Below are 20,960 nucleotides of genomic sequence, written 5' to 3'. Positions count from 1 at the left end.
GATAACTGTAATTGGGCTTATGAGGCGATAAAAACAATAGCTAGTGTGGGCAGCATTGGGCGACCACCACCTAGTGCTTTCCCCTGCGTTTTTTCATCAGGGCCAGCACCATGCCCTCTTGTGGTGTCAGCCCAGATTCAGTGCGGCGCGCCGCAACCAGCAGGCTGCCGTCCAGATAGGCCTGCAAAACCTCTGGGTGGACATAGCATTTTCGGCAGATGCTGGCGGTATTGCCCAAATGCACGGCCACGGCTTTGATGGCGGTTCGGATATTTTTCTCGGCTTCGGCAACACTGTCGAATCCACCGAATTCCTGCAGCGCCGTCGTCGTCAGCACCGTCCCGGCCCAGGTCCGAAAATCCTTGGCGGTAATCTCGGCTCCGGTAATGTCCTTGAGATAGGCGTTGACGTCGGACGACGTTACATCGTGGATCGCACCGCTGTCGTCCTGATATTGCAGCAATTGCTGGCCGGGCAAATCCTGGCACGCCTTCAATATCCTGGCGATACGGCGGTCGCGCAGTTGCACCCGCCAAATCTTGCCGCTTTTGCCCTTGAAGCGGAAGCGCAGCTCCGTGCCCTCGACCTGCAAATGCCGGCGGCGCAAGGTGGTCAGGCCAAAACTACCGTTTTGCCTGGCATAGTCGTCATTGCCGACGCGAATAAGCGTGGTCTCGAGCAGATGCACCGTCGTTGCCAGCACCTTCCGGCGCGGCAGGCCGGCCAGCGCCATGTCGTTGGCAACTTGGGCGCGAATGGTCGAAAGGGTCCGGCCAAACTCCAGCATATGGGCAAACTTCACGCTATCGCGGACCTCGCGAAAACCGGCATGGTAGAGGTATTGCTTGCGCCCTTTCTCGTCGCGTCCCGTGGCCTGTAGATGGCCGTTGGCATCGGGGCAAATCCATACCTCGCTCCATGCCGGCGGGATCGCCAGTGCGCGAATGCGCTGGAGGGTCGAGCGGTCTTTCAGCGTGGCGCCATTGGCATTCCGATAACTGAAACCCCTGCCGGCCTTGCGGCGGCCAATCCCCACAGTGTCGTCGGTGACATAGACCAGGCCCATCGCCCGGGTCATGGCTTGCGTGGCGGAACCGTCGTCGGGCGGCTGCATCGGGCTTCATATCCTTTCCGGCGACGCGACGTCGTTTCGAACACTACAAACCCTCTACCTCGGCTCCGGTTCCCTACCCCGCACGCTCTTCACTTTCCCGATGCAATCGCAACCGCCGGCGCATGGTTAACGTTTTGCTTGGTCCCCGCATTCAGCGGGACGATCGAAGGAGAAATGGAATGAAAGTCAGAACACTTCTATCCATCGCCGCCTTTGCCTCGGCATTGGCTGTTCCCGGGTTCGCCTTTGCCCAGGAGGAACACATGATCAGTGGCAAGGCGGTACCAGCCGATCAAGTCGCCGAAGTTCAAGCCAAATGCGACGAACTTCGCAAGGCGCCACCTGCCGCCGCGGAGGCCCCTGCTGCGGCTCCAGCCGCTGAAGCGCCGGCTGCCGGCACGGTTGGCTGGACCGAAGACGGCACCAAGATCGACGTGGCAAAACTCACGGTGGCGTTGTGTGACGAGGGCATGTTCCACGCCTCGGCCATGTAGCCTGTTAACCTAGCGCCCCGCCATTGCGTGGGGCGCTTACCCAGGGAGCGGTAAGATGGATGAACGATCACAAGACCGATGGATAGATCACGAGTTCGACCAAAAAGTACGCGAGACGGCCTATTTTTTATGGGAGCAAGGCGGACGCCAGTCCGGGCGGGAAAAGGAATATTGGTTCATTGCCCTCGATCGCTGCCTGCGGGAGCGAGAGGCCGATCAACTGCTGCGGGAGGGGAAGCCGGACTTCCTGCATACTTGGGATCAGTAGTCCGACAGTTTGGGCCACTCGCCAAGCGCGACGGGTGGCCCCAAGTGTAGGCCTATCTGAGATAGACCACCGTTCGGCTGCCATTCTCCACCAGCACCGGCTGGTCGTTAATATAGACGTAGGAGTAAGTGGGGCTCTCGGGGATGGGGATCAGCTCAACATCCGAGGGCAAAACATAGCCCACCACGACGTCACCGGCCATATTCACCGAGCCAATCGGGTTGGCGACAGCATAGTCAGCGGCGGCCTGCGGCACGAGATATCCCGGCGACATGGCCAGCGCCCGGCTTTGCAAATCCACGATCCACACCCGGTTATTGGCGTAGATATAGCCGTAATTATCGTCGCCCTCAACCGGGTAGATAGCGACGTCAGGCGGGACGACAAAGCCGACATCGACACTGTCGAGATAGACCGGCTCAACCGGATGCAGGCCAGCATATTCGACAGTCGACGCGGCAACGCCGGTCGCGGCCCCGAGGGTGGCACCGCTGAACCCTCCGATCACGGCACCAATCGGCCCGCCGATAATGAAGCCAAGCGCCGCGCCGCCGGCGCCACCCGCTACGCCGCCGACAGCGGCATTGGCATCCGCGTCGCCGTTATCCTGGGCGAAAGCCGGAAAAGTCGCGCCAAGCATTAGTACTGCCACAGAGGCCAAAAGCACGTGTCTCATGGTCTTCCTCGTCTCAGTTTGGTTACTAGCCCTTGTGAGACAAACGGATGGGCTTGGAGGTCGTTCCGATTTTTGCGCTCGGCGCCCTGCCCTCGCCCGATCCGACAGCAGGCTTTGGGAACCCTCTGTGGCGCACCCCGTTTCCATCGAGAGGCGTAGCGCGCGTCAACCGGACGTAGTGGCATAGGGAACAGTTTGGTTTTTCCGGTTTCCCATACTGGCCAACGAAATGGCAGCCGAGCCCTTATCCCACCCGCGTAGCGCCCCAACATGCCAGCCCTGCCCGGTTTTTCCACGCCGCGTGCAACGTTTGAAAGCGGTTGCCGTTGACTGAGCAACGTCGTGCAACTGAGAGGAACGATCATGAACAAGATTGCAGCTATTGGCATCGCCAGTGCATTGGCACTCGTGTCTCCGTACTCAGTCCTGGCCCAGGAAACGCCGGCTCCGTCGGTTGAAGCGCCGGCCACGCCCCCAGGCGCATCCGCCAACCAAGGCGGAGAAGTTATCGAGAATTACGGCACCGTCGTTGATGCCATCGGCCAGATGGGCACCGGGGATGAAATTTCCACGTTGCCTGCAGGAGAGCTGACCATAATCCTGCTTAGTTCCCTGGAGGGCGACGTCAATCATGATGGCGCGGCGGTGGATGCGGCCACTGCCGATCATCAGGCCGCAATTGCTGCACTTCGTGCGGCGGTAGCTGGGGATGAGGCGTTGGTGGCCAAACTGCAGGAAAGCGGCCTGTCGGCCGAGAATGCCATCGCGGTAGGCCAAAATGCCGACGCGACCTGGCGCCTCTACGTCGATGACCGCGAGCAGTAGCGCTTCGGCACCTATTCCAGTTCCATATGCGGCATCGATCACATTGCCACTTCGGGCACTGTGGCGGTATCGTGCCGGAATGGAACGTCGCGAAACTACCCAAACCAACTCCACCAAGCTCATCGTCCTGCTCGCCTTCATCCGCGACGAGGAAGGTGAGCTGCGGCCAGCATTCGAGCCCCGCGAGGTCCCGTCGGAAGACAAGGCCAAGATGGACGCCAGACGCATGGCAGCGCTGGGCACCTATGTCGGCGTCATCGCCTGGTCGCGGACGGCTGATCTGGTGAATGGGGAGTTCGGCGAGCCGGTGGTGCTGTTTCAGCACGGCGATGTGCCGGAGATGGAATAAGGGCGCAAGCGCCAGCCGACGCTGCGCTGGACTCGCCCACCATCTTGCCGCATTCTCGCTGCGCAGGAGGCCGACATGCAGGACGAACATATCGTGCGTGACCTTCAGGTCGTGGATGGCGGCCAGACCATCAAGGCGACCTATTTCATTGAAGCCGGAACCATCCACGCCCGCATTGAGGGGCGCAGCCTGATGCTACCGGTGGGCGTCGATACTTCCGAAGACACGGTTCGGCGCCTGGTGCTGGGACAAATCCAGACGCGGCACTGGCGCGAACGCGTGGCTGAGCGCCGGCGCCAGCAGGATTGAGACATAGGCGAGAGGCCCATGAAGCTGGATGCTCCATGGGCCTCTTGCGGGTTTAGACTAGCGTGGGTTAGGCACGGTCATCGACATAGACGATGACCGATCCATCGGCATTGCTCTTCACGGCAACGACATCGTCCGCGCTATGGCCTTCGGCTTCAAGCTTGGCTTTGATGGCCGCATTCGCTTCGATGTTCGAATGCAGCGTCGCGACCGCTTCAGCGTTGGCGGCCACGGCCGCATCAAGCGCGGCAGCTTCCGTCTCGGCATTGCCCTGTAGCGAGGACAGCAGAATAATGGTGATGCTGGCGTCATCGGCCACAGCGGACAGATCGACATCGGCCGAACCCGCAATTGATGACGTCACAGCGCCGTAGGTGTCATCCCCGGCATTCGCACTCACATCGGCACCAAGCTGAGCGTCGACGGCCGGCGTCTCGACGGTTACGCCCGCTCCGGCTCCGGCGCCAGCATCCTGGGCGAAGCTAGGCAGAGCGATCGACGCGAGAAAGGCGGCGGCCGTCGTTAGGATTACGGAACCGAGGACGATATATGGTTCCTCAGCCTGCATTGTTTTGCAAAATACGTGAAGGTGACGTTCTTTCGCGGCACGTCGCTGCGCCCCGAGCCGCCCGGCCAGTCCAAGCATCCTGAAGTGCGCTATCTCGACATCTACGAAGGCGATTTCGATGAGGCCCAGTTCACCGAATGGGTGAAGCAGGCCAGCAAACTTCCCGGCGAAAAACTGTGACACTGTAACACCCTGGAGGATTGGACACATGGCGCTCAAACGGATGGACAATGTCGGAATCGTCGTCGATGACCTCGGCGCGGCGGTTGATTTCTTTCGGGAGCTCGGCCTGGAGCTCGAAGGGCGGGCCACGATCGAAGGAGAATGGGCCGGACGGGTCACCGGACTGGGCGATCAGCATGTCGAGATTGCCATGATGCGCACGCCGGACGGCCACAGCCGGCTCGAGCTATCCCGCTTCCTCGCGCCGCCTGTCGTCGCGGATCACCGCAACGCCCCGGTCAACGCGCTGGGCTACCTCCGCGTCATGTTCACCGTGGACGACATCGACGATACGCTGGAGCGGCTCCGCAATCGCGGCGCGCAGCTCGTGGGAGAAGTGGTCCAATATGAAGACGTCTATCGGCTCTGCTACATCCGTGGGCCTGAAGGGCTTCTCATCGGGCTCGCCGAAGAACTGGGCTGAGTTCCATACGCCAGTCGCTGAGCTATGAAGGCGGCGAGATCAGTTTGGCCACCCTGCGGTCTTCCGCTTGCTCACTTGACGATAGACCGGTCACGACGCCTTCCCGGTCGGCCTCGCTCCGGTTTTGGCTCATCTTCACCTTGCCCTCGAGGCGCGAGATCGGCAGGCGCAGTCCGACAATGCCCTTGAGTTGCGCCTTTATGAACGGGGCCGGTGCATCGGAGACGGCCCAGGGCTGCTGTCGCGGTTGTTCGTAGAGATTGGTCAACCGCGTCACCATGTCGAGCAGCCGCTCGGGGTCTTCGAAGAACTCCACTGGCCCATAGGCGTGGACGGTGACGTAGTTCCAGGTGGGCACGACCTTGCCGTGCTCGCGTTTGGACGGATACCAGCTCGGTGTGACATAGGCGTCGGGGCCAGAAAAGATCACCATGGCCTCGCCCGTAACCGGCAGTTGCCATTGCGGATTGGCCCGCGCCAGGTGCCCATAAAGAACGCCATGTTCGCCCTCAGTCTCATCAAGGATCAGCGGCAACGGCGTGGCGACCAGCCCCTGCGATGTTGCGGTAACGAGCGTCGAAAGCCGCGCCGCGCGGATGATGCGGTGGATTTCGGCTGGGTTGTCCTCGCGAAAGGCCGGCGGCGTGTACATCGCGTTTCTCCTAGTTTCCAAACCTGCGTGCGCCCGCAACGCAACCGATCACCGCGACCGTCACCAGCAGCATGGCCGGGGTGACCGGCTCATGCAGCAGGGTTGCGGCCAAGGCCAGGCCGAAGAACGGCTGCAGCAGTTGCATTTGCCCGACAGCGGCAATGCCGCCTTGGGCCAGGCCACGATACCAGAACACGAAACCAATGAGCATGCTGAACAGCGAGACATAGCCTAGGCCGAACCACGCGGGCGCTACGATGCCAGCAAAGCTCGGTGGCCAATAGATCAAGCTCAGCACGCCCATGACCGGCAGCGACAGCACCAGCGCCCAGCAGATCACCTGCCACCCGCCCAGCGAACGGGAGAGCTTGCCGCCTTCGGCATAACCCAGGCCGCAGACGATAATGGCTGCCAGCATCAGGCCATCGCCAACGGGCGAAGCGCCGATGCCCTGCGACAGCGCGAAGCCGGCGACCAGGGCGCTGCCGAGTAGAGAGAAGATCCAGAACGGCCGCTTGGGGCGCTCACCGCCGCGGATGACGCCGAAAATGGCGGTGGTCAGCGGCAAGATGCCGATGAAGACGATCGAATGCGCGGAGGTGATGTGTTGCAAGGCCAGGGCCGTTAGCAGGGGAAAGCCAACCACCACGCCAAGCGCCACGATGATGAGGGAGATGAAATCCTGTCGCCCAGGACGGCGCTGCCGGAAGATCAGCAGCAGCAGCAGGCCAACAAGGCCGGCAATGACGGCGCGCATCCCCGTGAGAAACATCGGGTCGAACGCCGCCACAGCCACTTTCGTCGCCGGCAACGAGCCGCTGAAAATGATGACCCCGACCAATCCATTGATCCAACCGCTCGTCGACCGTTCCATGCGACACTCCTGTAGTGCCGCTCTATGCCGGCAAGCCATTGCCCGCGCCAGTTACAGTGCGATACAGTTCTGCCGAACTGTTATGGCCTTGAGGACAGCACGGATGGAAACGACGCGCGTTGGACAGGTGATGCGCACGATCAAGCAGCGGATCGCCGGGCGCAGCCTGACCGCCGGCGCCAAGCTACCATCGGTGCGCGCTTTGGCCAAAACCATGCAGGTATCGGTCTCGACAGTGGTGGATGCCTATAATCGCCTGGTGGCCGAAGGCGTGATCCTGTCCCGCCCCGGCTCCGGCTTTTACGCCGCCCAGCATACCGCGCCGCTCGCTTTGTCGGCCGTTGGACCGAAACTCGACCGTGCACTCGATCCGTTCTGGGTGTCCCGCCAGTCGCTGGAAGCCGATGCCGGCGCGCTCAAGCCTGGTTGCGGCTGGTTGCCGCCCAGTTGGCTGCCGGAGGATGGTCTGCGCCGCGCCCTGCGCACGCTCGCGCGCGGCAACAGCCAGGTGCTTACCGAGTATGACACGCCGCTTGGGTTGCCACCGCTGCGCCAACTGATCGCCCTGCGCATGGCCGAACGCGGAGTGGAAGCGTCACCCGATCAAATCATGCTGACGGAAAGCGGCACCCAGGCCATCGATATGCTGTGCCGGTTTCTGCTCGAGCCGGGCGACACGGTGTTGATTGATGATCCGTGCTACTTCAACTTCCAGGCGCTGCTGCGCGCCCACCGCGCCCACATCGTCAGTGTGCCCTATGCTCCCAACGGCCCGGATCTTGCCTTGTTCGCGGCGGCTTTGGCCGAACACAAGCCGCGGCTCTACATCACCAATGCAGGCATCCACAATCCGACCGCCGCAACGCTGTCGCCGGTCGTCGCGCATCGCGTGCTGAAACTGGCCGACCAGCACGGGCTGACCATCATCGAGGACGACATATTCGCCGATTTCGAGCACAGCCCGGCTCCACGTCTGGCCGCTTTCGATGGGCTGGATCGCGTCATTCACATCGGCAGTTTTTCCAAGACGCTATCGGCAGCGGCACGATGCGGGTTCATTGCGGCCAAGCCCGACTGGATCGAGGGCCTGATCGACCTCAAGATCGCCACCACATTCGGCGGCGGGCGGCTCAATGCCGAGCTGGTGCTGAGCGTGCTCAGCGATGGGGGCTATCGCAAGCACATGGACGGATTGCGCAGCCGTCTGGCGCAGGCGCGGTTCGACATCGGGGGCAAGCTGAGGAATATCGGCATCATCCCTTGGCTCGAACCGCAAGCCGGCATGTTCTTGTGGTGCCGCCTGCCCGATGACCTCGATGCTGCGGCCATCGCCCGGGCAGCGCTGGCAGAAAAAATCGTCCTCGCGCCGGGCAACGCCTTCAGCCTCGCCCAGACCGCGACCAGTTATCTACGCTTCAACGTGTCTCAAAGCGACGACGAGCGCGTGTTCGCCGTGCTGCGTTTAGCACTGGGGGCCCAGAGCAATGGATGAGCATAGCGACGCCCGTCGCCTTGCCAAGCCGTCGCGGAAGTGCTGCATTGGCCGCGACAGTCTCATTGCCTGATGGCAGGGTGAGCGCGCATGATGGGCTAAGCTAGGCCAGGGTTACCGGAGCAGGAATGGGCGCCTATATTTTTCGCCGTTTCTTGCTGATGATTCCGACAGTGTTCGGCATCATGGCGATTTCGTTTCTCATCACGCAGTTTGCGCCGGGCGGCCCGGTCGAACAGGCGCTGGCCAATATGTCCGGCCAGAGCGGCGGGATCATGGAACGGGTCACCGGCAGCGCGGGCGGCGATCTGGCGGCCCAGCAACCCCAGACCAAGACGTCCACCTATAGGGGCAGTCAGGGCCTGCCGCCCGAACTGGTGGCGCGCATCGAACAGCAATTCGGCTTCGACAAGCCGCCGCTCGAGCGCTTCTTTGGCATGTTGGGCAATTATCTGCGCTTCGATTTTGGCGACAGCTATTACCGCGACATTTCGGTGATCGACCTGATCAAGGAGAAAATGCCGGTCTCGATCTCGCTCGGGCTGTGGATGACGCTGCTGGCCTATGGCATTTCCATTCCGCTCGGCATCGCCAAGGCCAGGCGCGATGGGTCGCGCTTCGATGTCTGGACCTCCACCATCGTCATCATCGGCTATGCGGTGCCGGGGTTCCTCGTGGCCGTGGCGCTGGTGGTGTTGTTTGCCGGAGGCTCATTCTGGTCGGTTTTTCCGCTGCGCGGCCTGACCTCGCCGGGCTTTGAGAGCTTCCCCTGGTGGCGGCAGATCCTCGACTATTTCTGGCATCTGGTGCTGCCCATTATCTCCATGGGGTTGGGAGCCTTTGCCACGGCGACGCTGCTGACCAAGAATTCCTTCCTCGATGAAATCGGCAAGCAATATGTGGTGACCGCCCGCGCCAAGGGGCTGAGCGAGCCTCAGGTGCTGTATCGCCATGTGTTCCGCAACGCGATGATGCTGATCATTGCCGGCTTTCCCGGCGCCTTTATCGGCGCGTTCTTCGGCGGTTCGCTGCTCATCGAAACCATCTTTTCGCTCGATGGGCTGGGGCTGCTCGGCTTTCAGTCGGTGGTCAATCGCGACTATGCGGTGGTGCTGGCGACGCTCTATATCTTTTCGCTGCTCGGGCTGGTGATCGGGCTGATTTCCGACCTCGCCTATATGTGGGTTGATCCGCGCCTCGATTTTGAAAGCCGCAGCATATGAGTGCGGTGCTGTCGCCGCTCAATCGGCGCCGCCTCGCCAATTTCCGCGCCAACCGGCGCGGCTGGTGGAGCTTGTGGATATTCCTGGTGCTGTTCGTCGTCACATTGGGCGCCGAATTCATCGCCAATGACCGGCCGATCCTGGTCGCCTACCAAGGTGAACTGCTGGTGCCGGCGCTGGTGGATTACCCCGAGGCGAAATTCGGCGGCTTTTTCGCCACCACCAATTTCCGCGATCCGTTCATCGCCGAGGAAATCGCCGCCCATGGCTGGGCGCTGTGGCCGCCCATCCGCTTCAGCCATGGCACGGTGGACGGCAATATCGCCTATTCCGGCGCCAATCCGCCCAGCATGCTGCTGAGCCGCGAGCAGCTTTGCCAGCGCTATGCTCTGGGCGTGGCCGACCCGGACTGCAACGCCGGCAATTATCACTGGCTGGGCACCGATGATCGGGGCCGCGACGTGCTGGCCCGCCTCATCCACGGCTTTCGCATCTCCGTACTGTTCGGGCTGACGCTGACCATATTTTCCTCGTTCATCGGCGTGCTGGCGGGCGCGGTGCAGGGCTATTTTGGCGGCTGGATCGACCTGATCGCCCAACGGCTCATCGAAATCTGGACCTCGATACCGGCGCTCTATCTGCTGTTGATCATTTCCAGCGTCATCGCTCCCAGCTTCTGGGTCTTGCTGGGCATTCTGATGCTGTTTTCCTGGGTGAGTCTCGTGGGCATCGTGCGCGCCGAGTTTCTGCGCGCCCGCAATTTCGAATATGTCGCGGCGGCACGGGCGCTGGGGGTGTCCAATCCCGTCATCATGTGGCGGCATCTGCTGCCCAACGCGATGGTGGCGACGCTGACCTTCATGCCCTTCATTCTGTCGGGCTCGGTCGCCACCCTGACCTCGCTCGATTTTCTCGGCTTTGGCCTGCCGCCGGGCTCGCCCTCGCTCGGCGAATTGCTGGCGCAGGGCAAGAATAATCTGCAGGCGCCCTGGCTCGGCCTCACCGGCTTTTTCACCATTGCGCTGATGCTGACCCTGCTGGTGTTTATTGGCGAAGCGGTGCGCGACGCCTTCGACCCGCGAAAGACTTTTGCATGAGCGCGCCTTTGCTTTCAGTCCGTGACCTGTCGGTCCGCTTCGGCACTCATGCGGCGGTGCGCGGCATCAGCTTCGATATCGCGCCGGGCGAGACGCTGGCGCTGGTGGGCGAAAGCGGCTCGGGCAAGTCGGTCACGGCCCTGTCCACCCTGCGCCTGCTGCCGCCTTCGGCCCAGCTTTCGGGGGAGGTTCGCTTCGCCGGGCAGGAGCTGGTGGCGGCCGGCGAGGCAGCGCTGCGCGGGGTGCGCGGCAATCAGGTCGGGATGATTTTCCAGGAGCCGATGAGTTCGCTCAATCCGGTTCACACCATTGGCCGGCAGGTCGCCGAAGTGCTGAGCCTGCACCAGGGCCTGCGCAAGACCGCCGCCCAGACGCGCGCCATCGCGCTGTTGCAGTCCGTAGGCATTCCCGACCCGGCCAGCCGGTTCCACGACTTTCCGCACCAGCTGTCGGGCGGACAGCGCCAGCGCGTCATGATTGCCATGGCGCTGGCCAATGACCCGAAATTGCTGATCGCCGACGAGCCGACCACGGCGCTGGACGTCACCGTGCAGGCGCAGATTCTGGCTCTGCTGAAGGCGCTGCAGCAGCAAAATGGCATGGCCTTGCTGTTCATTACCCATGACCTGTCCATCGTGCGGCGCATCGCCGACCGGGTTTGCGTCATGACCGAGGGCGAAATCGTCGAAAGCGGGCCGGTGGGCGAAATTTTCGCCAATCCGCAGCATGAATACACCAGGCATCTGCTTGCCGCCGCGCCACAAGGCTCTCCGCCGGAGCATGACGCTGCGGCCCCCAGCATTGTCGAAGCCAGCGACCTAAAAGTCTGGTTTCCGATCAAGCGCGGCTTGTTGCGCCGGGTGGTGGGGCATATCCACGCCGTCGACGGCGTTGATCTCAGCATCACCCAAGGCGAGACTCTGGGGGTGGTCGGCGAGAGCGGCTCGGGCAAGTCGTCGCTCGGCTATGCCCTGCTGCGGCTGATCCCGTCCACGGGCCGGATTGTGGTGCTGGGCCAGCAGGTGGACGGCCGCTCCTGGCAGGCGCTGCGCCCGTTGCGGCAACACATGCAAATCGTCTTCCAGGACCCCTTCGGCTCACTGAGCCCCCGCATGTCGGTGGGTGACATTGTCGGCGAAGGGCTGAAGGTGCATATGCCGCGCCTCACGGCGGCGCAGCGGGCCGAAAAGGTGACGGCGGTGCTGCGCGAAGTCGGGCTCGACGCCGCCATGTCAGCGCGCTATCCGCATGAATTTTCCGGCGGACAGCGCCAGCGCATCGCCATTGCCCGCGCCTTGGTGCTAGAGCCGCAATTCCTGGTGCTGGACGAGCCGACCTCGGCGCTCGACGTTTCCATCCAGGCCCAGATCATCGACCTGCTGCGCAACGTGCAGCAGCGGCGCGGCCTGACCTATCTGTTCATCAGCCATGATCTCAAAGTGGTGCGGGCCCTGGCGCATCGGCTGATCGTCATGCGGAACGGCAAGGTGGTTGAGGCTGGCCCCGCCGCCGACATCTTCGCTGCACCGCGCGAAGCCTATACGCGCCAATTGCTCGCCGCAGCCTTCGATCTCGCCACCGACGACACGGCATTGCCCCTGCCCCCGACAAGCGCATAACCTATGCCCACAGACCCCATGCGGAGCCGCACCATGACGCGTTCAACCATTTTGGCTTCCCTCATCGCCGCCGGCTTCCTCGCCATGGTGGCGCCCAGCCTGGCGCAGACGCCGACCGGGGTCTGGGTGCATGCGGATTCGCTGACCGAGAGCCCGAAATATCCCGAAGGCTTTACCCATTTTGACTATGTGAACCCCGACGCGCCCAAGAGCGGCACCGTGAGGCTGGGCGATCGTGGCGGCTTTGATACCTTCAACCCGATCCTGCCCAAGGGCGAAGCGGTGAGCGGGCTCGGGCTCGTCTATGAAACGCTGATGACCCCGTCGTTGGACGAGGTCAACACCAGCTATGGCCTGCTCGCCGAGGCGATGAAGGTGGCCGATGACTATGGCGCGGTGACCTTTCACATGGACCCCGACGCCCACTGGCATGACGGCGAGCCCGTAACCGCCGAGGACGTGGTCTGGTCCTTCGACAAGGTCGTCGAAATCAGCCCGGTCTATGCGCAATATTACACCAACATCACCAGCGCGGTGGTGACGGCGCCGGGCGAGGTGACCTTCACCTTCGACCAGACCGGCAATCGCGAATTGCCGCATATCCTGGGACAATTGCTCGTCCTGCCCCAGCATTGGTGGGAGGGCGAGACGGCCGATGGCAAACAGCGCGATATCGGCAAATCGACGCTCGAAGCACCGCTGGGCTCTGGCCCCTATCGCCTGGCCAGTTTCGATGCCGGCCGCACCGTGACCTATGAACGGGTTGCCGATTATTGGGGCGCCACGCACCCGACCCAGGTGGGCACCAATAATTTCGAAACGTTCAAATACGAATATTTCCTCGATGAATCAGTGTGGTTCGAGGCCTTCAAGGGCGACCAGTTCGACTGGTGGAGCGAATATACCGCCCGTCGTTGGGCCACGGGTTTCGACTTTCCCGCCGTGGCTGATGGCCGGGTGATCCGCGAAGAATTCCCGCAGGATTACAATGGCAGCGGGCAGATGACCGGCTTCATTCCCAATCTGCGCCGGGAAAAATTCCAGGACGAAAAGCTGCGTCAGGCGTTGAACCTCGTCTTCGATTTCGAGGAACTCAACAACACCGTCTTCTACAACCAGTATCAGCGCATCAACAGCTACTTCTATGGCCTGCCCTTCGCCGCCTCCGGCTTGCCGGCAGGCGAGGAGTTAGCCGTGCTGGAAAGTGTGCGCGATCTGGTGCCAGCGACGGTGTTCACCGAGGTTTACACCAACCCGGTCAATGGCGATCCGGGCAAGCTGCGCGCCAATCTGCGCAGCGCGCTGAACCTGCTGACCGAGGCGGGCTATCGCCTCGACGGCAATCGGCTGGTCGATGTCAATGGCACCCAGCTCAGCATAGAACTGCTGATGCACCAGACCACGCTGGAGCCCATCGCGCAGAATTTGGCCACCAATCTGCGCCAGATCGGCGTCGAACTCAGCATCCGCATGGTCGACACGCCGCAATATATCAACAGGCTGCGCAGTTTCGACTATGACATGATCTATGGCAGCTGGACCCAGTCCTTCTCCCCCGGCAACGAGCAGCGCTTCTTCTTTGGCTCAGGCAGCGTCGGTGAGGAGGGCTCGCGCAATTATGCCGGCATCGCCGACAAGGGCATCGATGCGCTAATCGACAAGCTGATCGTGGCCGATGATCGGGAAACCCAGCTCGCCATCACGACGGCGCTCGACCGGGTGCTGCTGCATCACCATTACGTGGTGCCCGGCTATGCGCTGACCTATTCCCGCATCGCCCATTGGAACCGCTTCAGCCACCCGGAAACGCTGCCCCAATTTTCCAACGGCTTTCCCACCATCTGGTGGTGGGACGCGGACAAGGCGGCCCAGACCAGCGGCGCGGGGCAATAGGGTCCCACCCCGATCAAGCCGCCGCAGGCAGGCGGAAGGCAATAGGCCGACAGCAGAAAGTTCTGGCAGCGACACACTTCGATTTCTTCAGCGGCGGGTGGCGGCGAGGACGCTAGCCACCAAATGCCAGTGGGACATCGAACGTCCATGACGATCGATTGGCCGCAGCTGGAATGGCTGGGAAGGGCGCTGCCCGGCCGACGGTGGCGAGGCCTGCCTGGTCCAGGGCGCTGTTGCCTGATGAACGGGCGATGCTCACTTCCGCCACCTGTCCATTGGCGAGAACGGTGAAGCGCACGACGACTTCGCCGCGCTGGCTATTATTACTGCGCAACGCGCGGCGCAGCTTGCGCAGGACGTCGCTGGGATAGCGGGCAATTTCGGCGTCGCCACCATTGCCCTGATCTGCCTGCTGGGCGGTGCTCCCGGCGGAAGCAGCCGCGTCTGCATTGCTGGCGCCACCATTGCCTGCCGTATTGGGGGGAGGCGTTGCCGCTTGACGCGGCACTTGTTGTTGCGACTGGGGATTGGTCGGTTTGCTGGGGCGCACAAAGCTTAGCGTCTGGGGAATGGGCGCTTGCTTGAGGTCTTCGCTGCTGACCGCTTCGATGGTCTCGGACGGCGAGGCCGTTATTGGCTGGCTGGCGAGGCTGTTGAGGGCGGTGGATGTAAGCACGGCAACGTCCGTTATGGCCTCCAATGGCATCTGCGGCTCAGGTGGCGGCTCTGCCACATCCGGCAAGGGAGCTTCAACTGGCTCGACACTGTCCGGCTTCATTGCTTCAATGGCGGGCTCATTTATCGGCTGCTGCGTCTCGGGGGGCAGCGGGGCGATGGCTTCGGTGATGGGCTCGATCGCATCGGGTTTGATCGATTCGATAGGGGGCGGCGTTGTCGCCGCTGCCCCGGCAGAAACGAGATCCAGCGTTGAATCGCTCTGGACCAGAGAGGTTGCATTGGCCGAAACCGAGGACATGGTCACGATGCTGACACTGACGGATTCTGCTGCTGGGGCGTCGTCCGGTTCCGGCCAGGAAAAGCCGACAAAGGCGGCGCCGATGACAGCCACATGAACCAGCACCGAGCCGGATAACGCGCGTTGCATTATTCGGCCTGCTTCCGCTCGGTAATCAGCCCGATCTGGCCATAGCCAGCGGCCGACAACGCCCCCATCACTTCCATGATGGCCCCATAAGCCGCAGTCGCATCGCCGCGCACATAGAGGCGTTCGTCAGTTCCCTGCACGGCCAGCGAAGCTACTGCGGGCACCAGCGCCGCCAGCGTCACCGGCTCATTGTCGATGGAGATGGCGCCGTCAGGGGTTACCGTCACGGTGATCGGCTTACGCTCCAACGGCATGGCCTGGGCCTGGGTTTGCGGCAGGTTTACCGGCACACCCATGGTCATCAGCGGCGCCGCGACCATGAAGACGATCAACAGCACCAGCATGACGTCGACCATAGGCGTCACGTTGATATCGCTGATCGCGCCATTGCGGTCCCTGCCCCGGCCGCGACCCCGCGCGCGCTTCGCTCCGCCAGCGGACATGCCCATCAGGCTTTCCCGGCGTCGAGCTGGCGCGACAACATTGCGACCAGCCGGTCGGCGAAGGCTTCCAGCCGGCCGATCAGCTTGCCCGCTTCGGCGTTGAGCTTGTTATAGGCGATGACGGCCGGAATCGCGGCCAGCAGACCCAAAGCCGTGGCCAGCAGCGCCTCGGCAATGCCGGGCGCCACCACGGCAAGACTGGTATTTTCCGCCGAGGCAATGGCGGTGAAGGCGTTCATGATGCCCCAGACCGTGCCGAACAGGCCGACGAAGGGGCCGGCACTGCCAATGGTCGCCAGAAAGCCCAGGCGCTTTTCCAGCGCACTGCTCTGTTCGTTGACCGCCAGGTCTAGCGCGATTTCCAGCCGCATCTGCAACCCGCCAGCGGCTGTCGCCTGCTCGGCATGGCTTCTGTCCCACTCATCCATGGCCGCAAGAAAAACAGCGGAGAGCCCGCTGGCATCCTTCCCGGCATAGTCGCCGCGCAGGTCCGCCAAGGACTTGCCGGAGGCAAAAGCCCGGTCAAATGCCACCATGTCGCGGCGGGCCCTGGCATAAGTCGAGACGCGATTGGCAATGATCGCCCAACACCAGATCGAGGCCACGAGCAGGGCAATCATGATCGATTTCACCACCCAGTCGGCCTGCATGAACAGGGCGAACATGGAAAAGTCGTGCGTTGGAGTGTCCATGGTCAGATACCGAACGCAATATCGAGGCGCGTGCTGGTCTCGAGCGCATCAAGGCAAATCGAAGCGGGCGCGATCTCTCCCTCGCAGGCGCTGATGTCATTGACGAGGATGCGGCCAAGCCCGTCGCATTGCAGGCCCGCCAGCTGGAACTGCAGCACTTTTGTCTTGCCGTTGCTGAGGTCCTTGAAGTCGAGCGTCACGATGCGGTCAATGCTCCCGGCGACATCGAAGAGGGCCAGCTCAACTGCGGCCCGGTCCAGCTGCCCACCCAGTTGATTGGTGGCGAGGAAGCTGACGCGACATCCGGCCTCGGCGGGCTGGAGCGCGTTGAGTTCGAGAGCGAATTTGGGCGCCGCAACGTCCTGTGCAGCAGCGGATGAACAAAGAAGGGCGAGGCCCAACAGGGTGGCGAAGGGGCGTGTGGTCATCAGGCAACCTTGGTGATGGGATTTGACGCGCCAAGGCGGTCAACGGATTGCGGCAGCACGAAGGGGATGCTGGCAGGTGGAAGGGCGTCAACGCGGAGTTGGCAATCGAAAACCTCGGCGATGAGGTCGTCGGTCAGCACGTGCTGCGGCGTACCGAAGCCGGCCACCTGACCGTCGCGCAATGCCAGAATGGTGTCGGCATACATCGCCGCGAGGTTAAGATCATGCAGGATGGCAATGACGCCACCGCCGGAATCGGCGTAGCGGCGGGCCACATCCATGATCATCAACTGGTGTTTTACGTCGAGGCTGGAGACAGGCTCATCGAGGAACAGGTAGCGCGGCACGCCATCCAGCACGGGCATCCAGACCTGGCACAAGACCCGCGCCAACTGCACCCGTTGCTGTTCGCCGCCCGAAATCTCGCCGTAGTAACGGCCACCAAATCCTGCCAGATCAACGGCAGCCAGGGCCATTTCCGGAATGCGTTTCGCCATGCCCAGCGGCACGCCGGAACGCCCTGCCGTCATCCCCATAGCCACCACTTCGTGCACGGTGAAAGGAAACGGCAAATTGCTCGATTGCGGCAGCACAGCACGCAATGTCGCTGCCTGCATGGTGTTCATCTCGGCGAGGTCCTGACCGTTGATGCTCACCGCGCCGGTATAGGAAATATCCCGGCAGATTGCCTTCATCAGTGTCGATTTGCCCGAGCCATTCGGACCGATCACTGCCGTGATAGCGCCGGGTCTGGCCGAGAAGGAAACATCGCGCAGTATCAGCCGATTGCCCAGACTGACCGCGAGCGATTGCACATTGATCATGGTTTCACCAAGCAAAGGCCGCGCGCTTGCGCAGCAGGATCCAGAGGAAAAACGGACCGCCGAAAGCCGCGGTTACAATGCCGATGGGCAGTTCCGCCGGGGCAACGATGAGCCGGCTGATGGCATCGGCCATCAGCAGAAAGGACGCGCCCAGCAGCGCCGTCGCTGGCAGCAGATAGCGGTGATTGGGCCCGATGATCAGCCGCAGCAGATGGGGCACGACGATGCCGACAAAACCGATGCCGCCGCTGACGGCGACCGAAGCGCCGGTGGCACCGGCCACGGCGACGATGGTCATCAGCTTGAACCGTTGCACCGGTACGCCAAGATGGGCGGCTGTGGCCTCACCCAACGTCAGGGCATTGAGCCCCTTGGCTAGAAAGCCAGCCGCAATCAGCGAACCGACAATGATGGGACCGGATGCGGCCACCTTGGTCCAATTGGAACCCGATAGGGAGCCCAGGCTCCAGAAGGTCAGGTCGCGCAACTGGCTATCGGTCGCAACATAGACCATGACGCCAGTGGCGGCGCCCGCCAGCGCCGCAATGGCGATACCGGCCAGCAGCATGGTGGCGATTGCGGTCTGCCCGCTGCGCGTGGCGACGCTGTAGAGCACAAATGTCGTGACCAGCCCGCCCGCAAACGAGGCGATCTGGAGGCTGTAAATGCCCAGCAACGCCGTGAGCGGGGCCAGCATGGTCGTGCCCAACACGATGATGCTGACCGCGCCAAGCCCAGCCCCGGCTGACACACCCACGAGGCCCGGATCGGCCAAGGGGTTGCGAAACAGGCCTTGCATCAACAGGCCGGAAACAGCCAGGCCAGCCCCGACCAGCGAGCCCAGCAGCATGCGCGGCAGGCGGATATTGTAGATGACGGCATGGTCCCGCAGCGCCTGCTCGGCATGCTCCGGCACGATGCCGAACCAACTGCCAATGATGGCCCATGCCGAGGCGCCTGAGGCTCCGGTGGTCATCGACACGACCACCATCACCAGCAACAGCACGGTCAGGACGACGATGGCGAGACGCCCAAGATTGCTGCGATCCCCCTCGGCCCGTTCAGCCGAGGCAGGATTTTCGCCGGACATTGTAGCTGCACTCGCCATGCGTCCGCTTCCTAGTTTGCGCCGTAGAGCAGGTCGGCGACCTCGTCGGCCGCAGCCGCCGTGCGCGGACCAAAGCCAAGCAGATAGGCGCCCTCCAGACGGTAAAAGGCATCATTCTGGCCCGCGGGGGTCAGCGCGATGGCGGGATTGGCCTTGAGATCGGCATCGCTGGCGCTGTGGTCGCCGCCGCGATCCATCATCAGGATGACGTCGGGAGCCGCATCGATGATCGCTTCCTCGGTCAGCGCCTTGTAGCCGGCAAATTCGTCGATGGCGTTGACCGCCCCAGCCAGCGCGATGATGCCGTCGGCGGCAGTCCCCGTACCCGAAGCCTGAATCTTTCCGCCTTCAGCCGACAGAATAAACAGGATGCGCTTGGGCGCGGCGACCGCAGCGGTGCGGGCCGCAAGATCGACGAACTGCTGTTCGGTAGCGCCGGCGAGTGCTTCGGCCTTGTCCTCAGCCCCAAGCGCCTGCCCCACGGCGCGGATCTTGAGCAGAACGCCCTCGGCCGAATAGCTCTCGGGCACGGTCTGGTATTCCACCCCCGCCTGGCTCAGCACGCCGAGCGCCTCGGGCGGCCCGCTGCCTTCGATGACCAGCAGCGCCGACGGGCTGACCGACAGCACGCCCTCGGGCGCCAATTGGCGCATATAGCCCACATCTGGCAGTGCCAGCGCCGCCTCGGGATAGAGCGCTGTCTGGTCGCGGGCGACGAGTTTGCCCTCTTCGTTCAGCGCGTAGATGATTTCGGTGAGCGAGCCACCGATGGAAACCAGTCGCGAGGTGTCGGTGAATTCGTGCAAATCCTGCGCCGCGACGCCGGACAGACCGAAGGTAAGCGTCAGAAAAGTCGCGCGCGCCAGGCGGCGGATGGGAAGAACGTGCATGGTGGCCTCAGGCTGCATTGGACTGGTTGTGGAGCGGCAGCTGTTCTACGGCAGTGCGCCAATCGGCCCGCTCGTCGGTCCCTTCCTGCCGCTTGCCAAAGAACTGGATAATCAGCTCGCGATTGCCGTCATAGACTTCGATCGAGGTGACGTGACCGTCACTGGTCGGCTTGCGCACTGCCCAAACCGAGGCGATGTGGTCGAGCCGGAGATGGAGATGGAAGGTGTCGTCCATGACGTTGATCCATGGCCCCATCGGCTTGATATTGGTGACCGGGCCAGCATGGATCTGGATGCAGCCATGATTACCGACAAAGGCCATAACCGGCAGGTCCGTGCCCGCAACGGCGGAGAACATCTGCTCCACGGCATTGGCATCGAGCTGCCAGGCAAGGTCCTCTCCCACCATTTCGAGGGCAGAGAGACGGTGCAGATTGAGCTTCTTGAGCAGACCGAAAAACTGGTGCGTATCGGTCATCGCCTGCCACTTGTCGCGCAGAGTGGCAACGTCAGCGGTTTCGCCAAGCGCCGGGACCGGCGGCAGTGGTGTGGTAATGATTGTGTCGACCTGCTCGGCGTGACGCAGATTTGTCACCAGCACCGACCAGGCTTCCAGATTGGTCGCCGGACGCGCATGCACCTTGTGCACGGCCTGGCCCTGTGCGTCGAAAAACTGCAACGAGCGTCGGATAGCGCCGTCCTCGCCGGACTTTTCCACCGCAAAGCCGAAGGCCCATTTCGACGGGAAAATGCGCAGATCGATCTGCTCACCCAGCACCATGGAAGCCATGGGACCGATGACGGCCTTCTCATAGGGACCGATCTTTTCGTGCACCGCGCTCTCGTTGCGGGTCAGCGCCATGACCTCACCGACCGCCGTCAGCCCGTTGAGCAGCAGCGTCAGATCGGGCTTTAGCCGGATGGCCGTGCGGCCCACTTCAGCGGCAACCAGATCGGCTTCCGAGATGGCGTGGATACGGGCAAAATCGCGCTCGCGCATTTGCGGATGCAGTGCGCGCAGGTGCCGTATCTCAGCAGCGGTCTTGGGTGTGGTTTTGTTCAATTTGAGCCCCTATTTCGTCAGGATAAGTTTGTCTTGGCGCGTGATGCGCAGGCGGTACTGCTCGCCGTTATGCAAAATGAGAACTTCGTTCTGGCCGTCGAAAAGCGCGGCACTCTCGACAATTCTGCGACCAGAAACCGGGCGGTAGTCGGGCGGAGGCTCAACGGCGGCAGGCATAATATTCCTTATTTATCAGTCTCATAGGAGAGGTCACAGCGGTGTACGCTTCCGTCCAAGAAAACTTGACTTTCATAGACAGCTTATTTATTCGACGCAATAGGTGATTTTAAGAGTCATGTTTTTGACTC

Annotated in this window: 25 protein-coding genes and 1 pseudogene; 12 read left to right on the top strand and 14 right to left on the bottom strand. The window is 62.4% G+C overall.

Going from position 1 to position 20,960, the window contains the following annotated elements:
- Positions 1-70: 70 nt before the first annotated feature.
- Positions 71-1,114 carry a DNA topoisomerase IB gene (locus tag ACX3OZ_RS08065; protein ID WP_459096919.1) on the bottom strand — a complete coding sequence of 348 codons (1,044 nt, stop codon included), beginning with the start codon at positions 1,112-1,114 and terminating at the stop codon, positions 71-73.
- A gap of 179 nt (positions 1,115-1,293) precedes the next feature.
- Between ACX3OZ_RS08065 and ACX3OZ_RS08060 the strand changes: the two genes are divergently transcribed.
- Positions 1,294-1,608 carry a hypothetical protein gene (locus ACX3OZ_RS08060; RefSeq protein WP_459096920.1) on the top strand — a complete coding sequence of 105 codons (315 nt, stop codon included), beginning with the start codon at positions 1,294-1,296 and terminating at the stop codon, positions 1,606-1,608.
- Positions 1,609-1,663: 55 nt separating this feature from the next.
- Positions 1,664-1,876, top strand: a complete 213-nt coding sequence (locus ACX3OZ_RS08055; RefSeq protein ID WP_459096921.1) for a DUF2934 domain-containing protein — start codon at positions 1,664-1,666, stop codon at positions 1,874-1,876.
- Between the two features lie 52 nt (positions 1,877-1,928).
- Here the strand turns inward: ACX3OZ_RS08055 and ACX3OZ_RS08050 are convergent, their stop codons facing one another.
- Positions 1,929-2,552, bottom strand: a complete 624-nt coding sequence (locus ACX3OZ_RS08050; RefSeq protein WP_459104239.1) for a DUF1236 domain-containing protein — start codon at positions 2,550-2,552, stop codon at positions 1,929-1,931.
- Positions 2,553-2,915: 363 nt separating this feature from the next.
- Between ACX3OZ_RS08050 and ACX3OZ_RS08045 the strand changes: the two genes are divergently transcribed.
- The 3 genes from ACX3OZ_RS08045 (at position 2,916) to ACX3OZ_RS08035 (ending at position 4,035) form a co-directional block, all read left to right on the top strand.
- Entirely contained in the window at positions 2,916-3,377 is a 462-nt protein-coding gene (locus tag ACX3OZ_RS08045) for a hypothetical protein (RefSeq protein ID WP_459104238.1), read from the top strand.
- 79 nt (positions 3,378-3,456) lie between these two features.
- The gene (locus ACX3OZ_RS08040) at positions 3,457-3,726 is read left to right on the top strand and encodes a hypothetical protein (RefSeq protein ID WP_459096924.1); all 270 of its coding nucleotides are present in this window, start codon (positions 3,457-3,459) and stop codon (positions 3,724-3,726) included.
- 75 nt (positions 3,727-3,801) lie between these two features.
- Entirely contained in the window at positions 3,802-4,035 is a 234-nt protein-coding gene (locus tag ACX3OZ_RS08035; RefSeq protein ID WP_459096925.1) for a hypothetical protein, read from the top strand.
- Between the two features lie 67 nt (positions 4,036-4,102).
- Here ACX3OZ_RS08035 and ACX3OZ_RS08030 read toward each other — a convergent pair whose 3' ends face one another.
- A complete protein-coding gene (locus tag ACX3OZ_RS08030; RefSeq protein ID WP_459104237.1) occupies positions 4,103-4,603 on the bottom strand; it encodes a hypothetical protein in 501 nt (166 codons plus the stop codon).
- On the opposite strand from ACX3OZ_RS08030, the pseudogene ACX3OZ_RS08025 reads away from it, so the two are divergent.
- Both ACX3OZ_RS08025 and ACX3OZ_RS08020 read left to right on the top strand, forming a co-directional pair.
- Positions 4,565-4,783 (top strand): annotated as a pseudogene (locus tag ACX3OZ_RS08025) (DUF1801 domain-containing protein); the annotation flags it as partial. The gene ACX3OZ_RS08030 and the pseudogene ACX3OZ_RS08025 overlap by 39 nt on opposite strands.
- Positions 4,784-4,811: 28 nt before the next feature.
- Entirely contained in the window at positions 4,812-5,249 is a 438-nt protein-coding gene (locus ACX3OZ_RS08020) for a VOC family protein (RefSeq protein WP_459096932.1), read from the top strand.
- Between the two features lie 22 nt (positions 5,250-5,271).
- Here ACX3OZ_RS08020 and ACX3OZ_RS08015 read toward each other — a convergent pair whose 3' ends face one another.
- Positions 5,272-5,901, bottom strand: coding sequence for an FMN-binding negative transcriptional regulator (locus ACX3OZ_RS08015; protein WP_459096933.1), 630 nt, complete (start codon positions 5,899-5,901; stop codon positions 5,272-5,274).
- Positions 5,902-5,911: 10 nt separating this feature from the next.
- On the bottom strand, positions 5,912-6,775 hold the full coding sequence (locus ACX3OZ_RS08010) for a DMT family transporter (protein WP_459096934.1): 864 nt from the start codon (positions 6,773-6,775) through the stop codon (positions 5,912-5,914).
- 103 nt (positions 6,776-6,878) lie between these two features.
- Here ACX3OZ_RS08010 and ACX3OZ_RS08005 point away from each other — a divergent pair, with 103 nt between their 5' ends.
- The 5 genes from ACX3OZ_RS08005 to ACX3OZ_RS07985 all read left to right on the top strand — a co-directional run bounded on the left by ACX3OZ_RS08005 (position 6,879) and on the right by ACX3OZ_RS07985 (position 14,099).
- A complete protein-coding gene (locus ACX3OZ_RS08005; protein ID WP_459104236.1) occupies positions 6,879-8,267 on the top strand; it encodes an aminotransferase-like domain-containing protein in 1,389 nt (462 codons plus the stop codon).
- 128 nt (positions 8,268-8,395) lie between these two features.
- A complete protein-coding gene (locus ACX3OZ_RS08000) occupies positions 8,396-9,490 on the top strand; it encodes a microcin C ABC transporter permease YejB (RefSeq protein WP_459096936.1) in 1,095 nt (364 codons plus the stop codon).
- Positions 9,487-10,587, top strand: a complete 1,101-nt coding sequence (locus tag ACX3OZ_RS07995) for an ABC transporter permease (protein ID WP_459096937.1) — start codon at positions 9,487-9,489, stop codon at positions 10,585-10,587. Before ACX3OZ_RS08000 ends, ACX3OZ_RS07995 begins: the two co-directional genes overlap by 4 nt.
- Positions 10,584-12,206, top strand: a complete 1,623-nt coding sequence (locus ACX3OZ_RS07990; protein WP_459104235.1) for an ABC transporter ATP-binding protein — start codon at positions 10,584-10,586, stop codon at positions 12,204-12,206. The genes ACX3OZ_RS07995 and ACX3OZ_RS07990 overlap by 4 nt, the downstream gene beginning before the upstream one ends.
- 33 nt (positions 12,207-12,239) lie before the next feature.
- Positions 12,240-14,099 (top strand): extracellular solute-binding protein, encoded by a 1,860-nt coding sequence (locus tag ACX3OZ_RS07985; protein ID WP_459096939.1) that lies wholly within the window; start codon positions 12,240-12,242, stop codon positions 14,097-14,099.
- Between the two features lie 112 nt (positions 14,100-14,211).
- Here ACX3OZ_RS07985 and ACX3OZ_RS07980 read toward each other — a convergent pair whose 3' ends face one another.
- Genes ACX3OZ_RS07980 through hemP form a run of 9 tightly spaced genes read right to left on the bottom strand, consistent with a single transcriptional unit; the run spans position 14,212 to position 20,829 of the window.
- Entirely contained in the window at positions 14,212-15,204 is a 993-nt protein-coding gene (locus tag ACX3OZ_RS07980; RefSeq protein WP_459104234.1) for an energy transducer TonB family protein, read from the bottom strand.
- Positions 15,204-15,653 carry an ExbD/TolR family protein gene (locus ACX3OZ_RS07975; RefSeq protein ID WP_459096941.1) on the bottom strand — a complete coding sequence of 150 codons (450 nt, stop codon included), beginning with the start codon at positions 15,651-15,653 and terminating at the stop codon, positions 15,204-15,206. Before ACX3OZ_RS07975 ends, ACX3OZ_RS07980 begins: the two co-directional genes overlap by 1 nt.
- On the bottom strand, positions 15,653-16,339 hold the full coding sequence (gene tolQ, locus ACX3OZ_RS07970) for a protein TolQ (RefSeq protein WP_459096942.1): 687 nt from the start codon (positions 16,337-16,339) through the stop codon (positions 15,653-15,655). The genes ACX3OZ_RS07975 and tolQ overlap by 1 nt, the downstream gene beginning before the upstream one ends.
- A 2-nt stretch (positions 16,340-16,341) precedes the next feature.
- Positions 16,342-16,767 carry a hypothetical protein gene (locus tag ACX3OZ_RS07965; RefSeq protein ID WP_459096943.1) on the bottom strand — a complete coding sequence of 142 codons (426 nt, stop codon included), beginning with the start codon at positions 16,765-16,767 and terminating at the stop codon, positions 16,342-16,344.
- A complete protein-coding gene (locus ACX3OZ_RS07960) occupies positions 16,767-17,591 on the bottom strand; it encodes a heme ABC transporter ATP-binding protein (protein WP_459096944.1) in 825 nt (274 codons plus the stop codon). Before ACX3OZ_RS07960 ends, ACX3OZ_RS07965 begins: the two co-directional genes overlap by 1 nt.
- Positions 17,592-17,595: 4 nt before the next feature.
- The gene (locus ACX3OZ_RS07955) at positions 17,596-18,699 is read right to left on the bottom strand and encodes a FecCD family ABC transporter permease (RefSeq protein WP_459096945.1); all 1,104 of its coding nucleotides are present in this window, start codon (positions 18,697-18,699) and stop codon (positions 17,596-17,598) included.
- 11 nt (positions 18,700-18,710) lie between these two features.
- Positions 18,711-19,589, bottom strand: a complete 879-nt coding sequence (locus tag ACX3OZ_RS07950; RefSeq protein WP_459096946.1) for a heme/hemin ABC transporter substrate-binding protein — start codon at positions 19,587-19,589, stop codon at positions 18,711-18,713.
- 7 nt (positions 19,590-19,596) lie between these two features.
- Complete coding sequence (locus ACX3OZ_RS07945) at positions 19,597-20,652, bottom strand: hemin-degrading factor (RefSeq protein WP_459096947.1); 1,056 nt, start codon at positions 20,650-20,652, stop codon at positions 19,597-19,599.
- A gap of 9 nt (positions 20,653-20,661) precedes the next feature.
- Positions 20,662-20,829: a hemin uptake protein HemP gene (gene hemP, locus ACX3OZ_RS07940; RefSeq protein WP_459096948.1), complete on the bottom strand. Its 168-nt coding sequence runs from the start codon at positions 20,827-20,829 to the stop codon at positions 20,662-20,664.
- Positions 20,830-20,960: the final 131 nt, after the last annotated feature.

The organism is Devosia sp. A369 (genome assembly GCF_054489345.1).
Note: the sequence above shows the minus strand (reverse complement) of the source record. Positions and strands in the feature narration are given on the sequence as shown.

Coding starts and splice junctions, on each gene's coding strand:
- ACX3OZ_RS08045 (WP_459104238.1), top strand. CDS start 2,916: ATGAACAAGATTGCAGCTATTGGCATCGCCAGTGCATTGGCACTCGTG.
- ACX3OZ_RS08060 (WP_459096920.1), top strand. CDS start 1,294: ATGAAAGTCAGAACACTTCTATCCATCGCCGCCTTTGCCTCGGCATTG.
- ACX3OZ_RS08000 (WP_459096936.1), top strand. CDS start 8,396: ATGGGCGCCTATATTTTTCGCCGTTTCTTGCTGATGATTCCGACAGTG.
- ACX3OZ_RS07985 (WP_459096939.1), top strand. CDS start 12,240: ATGACGCGTTCAACCATTTTGGCTTCCCTCATCGCCGCCGGCTTCCTC.
- ACX3OZ_RS08055 (WP_459096921.1), top strand. CDS start 1,664: ATGGATGAACGATCACAAGACCGATGGATAGATCACGAGTTCGACCAA.
- ACX3OZ_RS08035 (WP_459096925.1), top strand. CDS start 3,802: ATGCAGGACGAACATATCGTGCGTGACCTTCAGGTCGTGGATGGCGGC.
- ACX3OZ_RS08065 (WP_459096919.1), bottom strand. CDS start 1,114: ATGCAGCCGCCCGACGACGGTTCCGCCACGCAAGCCATGACCCGGGCG.
- ACX3OZ_RS07995 (WP_459096937.1), top strand. CDS start 9,487: ATGAGTGCGGTGCTGTCGCCGCTCAATCGGCGCCGCCTCGCCAATTTC.
- ACX3OZ_RS08020 (WP_459096932.1), top strand. CDS start 4,812: ATGGCGCTCAAACGGATGGACAATGTCGGAATCGTCGTCGATGACCTC.
- ACX3OZ_RS07950 (WP_459096946.1), bottom strand. CDS start 19,589: ATGCACGTTCTTCCCATCCGCCGCCTGGCGCGCGCGACTTTTCTGACG.
- ACX3OZ_RS07975 (WP_459096941.1), bottom strand. CDS start 15,653: ATGGGCATGTCCGCTGGCGGAGCGAAGCGCGCGCGGGGTCGCGGCCGG.
- tolQ (WP_459096942.1), bottom strand. CDS start 16,339: ATGGACACTCCAACGCACGACTTTTCCATGTTCGCCCTGTTCATGCAG.
- ACX3OZ_RS07960 (WP_459096944.1), bottom strand. CDS start 17,591: ATGATCAATGTGCAATCGCTCGCGGTCAGTCTGGGCAATCGGCTGATA.
- ACX3OZ_RS08030 (WP_459104237.1), bottom strand. CDS start 4,603: ATGCAGGCTGAGGAACCATATATCGTCCTCGGTTCCGTAATCCTAACG.
- hemP (WP_459096948.1), bottom strand. CDS start 20,829: ATGCCTGCCGCCGTTGAGCCTCCGCCCGACTACCGCCCGGTTTCTGGT.
- ACX3OZ_RS08015 (WP_459096933.1), bottom strand. CDS start 5,901: ATGTACACGCCGCCGGCCTTTCGCGAGGACAACCCAGCCGAAATCCAC.
- ACX3OZ_RS08040 (WP_459096924.1), top strand. CDS start 3,457: ATGGAACGTCGCGAAACTACCCAAACCAACTCCACCAAGCTCATCGTC.
- ACX3OZ_RS07980 (WP_459104234.1), bottom strand. CDS start 15,204: ATGCAACGCGCGTTATCCGGCTCGGTGCTGGTTCATGTGGCTGTCATC.
- ACX3OZ_RS08010 (WP_459096934.1), bottom strand. CDS start 6,775: ATGGAACGGTCGACGAGCGGTTGGATCAATGGATTGGTCGGGGTCATC.
- ACX3OZ_RS07990 (WP_459104235.1), top strand. CDS start 10,584: ATGAGCGCGCCTTTGCTTTCAGTCCGTGACCTGTCGGTCCGCTTCGGC.
- ACX3OZ_RS08050 (WP_459104239.1), bottom strand. CDS start 2,552: ATGAGACACGTGCTTTTGGCCTCTGTGGCAGTACTAATGCTTGGCGCG.
- ACX3OZ_RS08005 (WP_459104236.1), top strand. CDS start 6,879: ATGGAAACGACGCGCGTTGGACAGGTGATGCGCACGATCAAGCAGCGG.
- ACX3OZ_RS07965 (WP_459096943.1), bottom strand. CDS start 16,767: ATGACCACACGCCCCTTCGCCACCCTGTTGGGCCTCGCCCTTCTTTGT.
- ACX3OZ_RS07955 (WP_459096945.1), bottom strand. CDS start 18,699: ATGGCGAGTGCAGCTACAATGTCCGGCGAAAATCCTGCCTCGGCTGAA.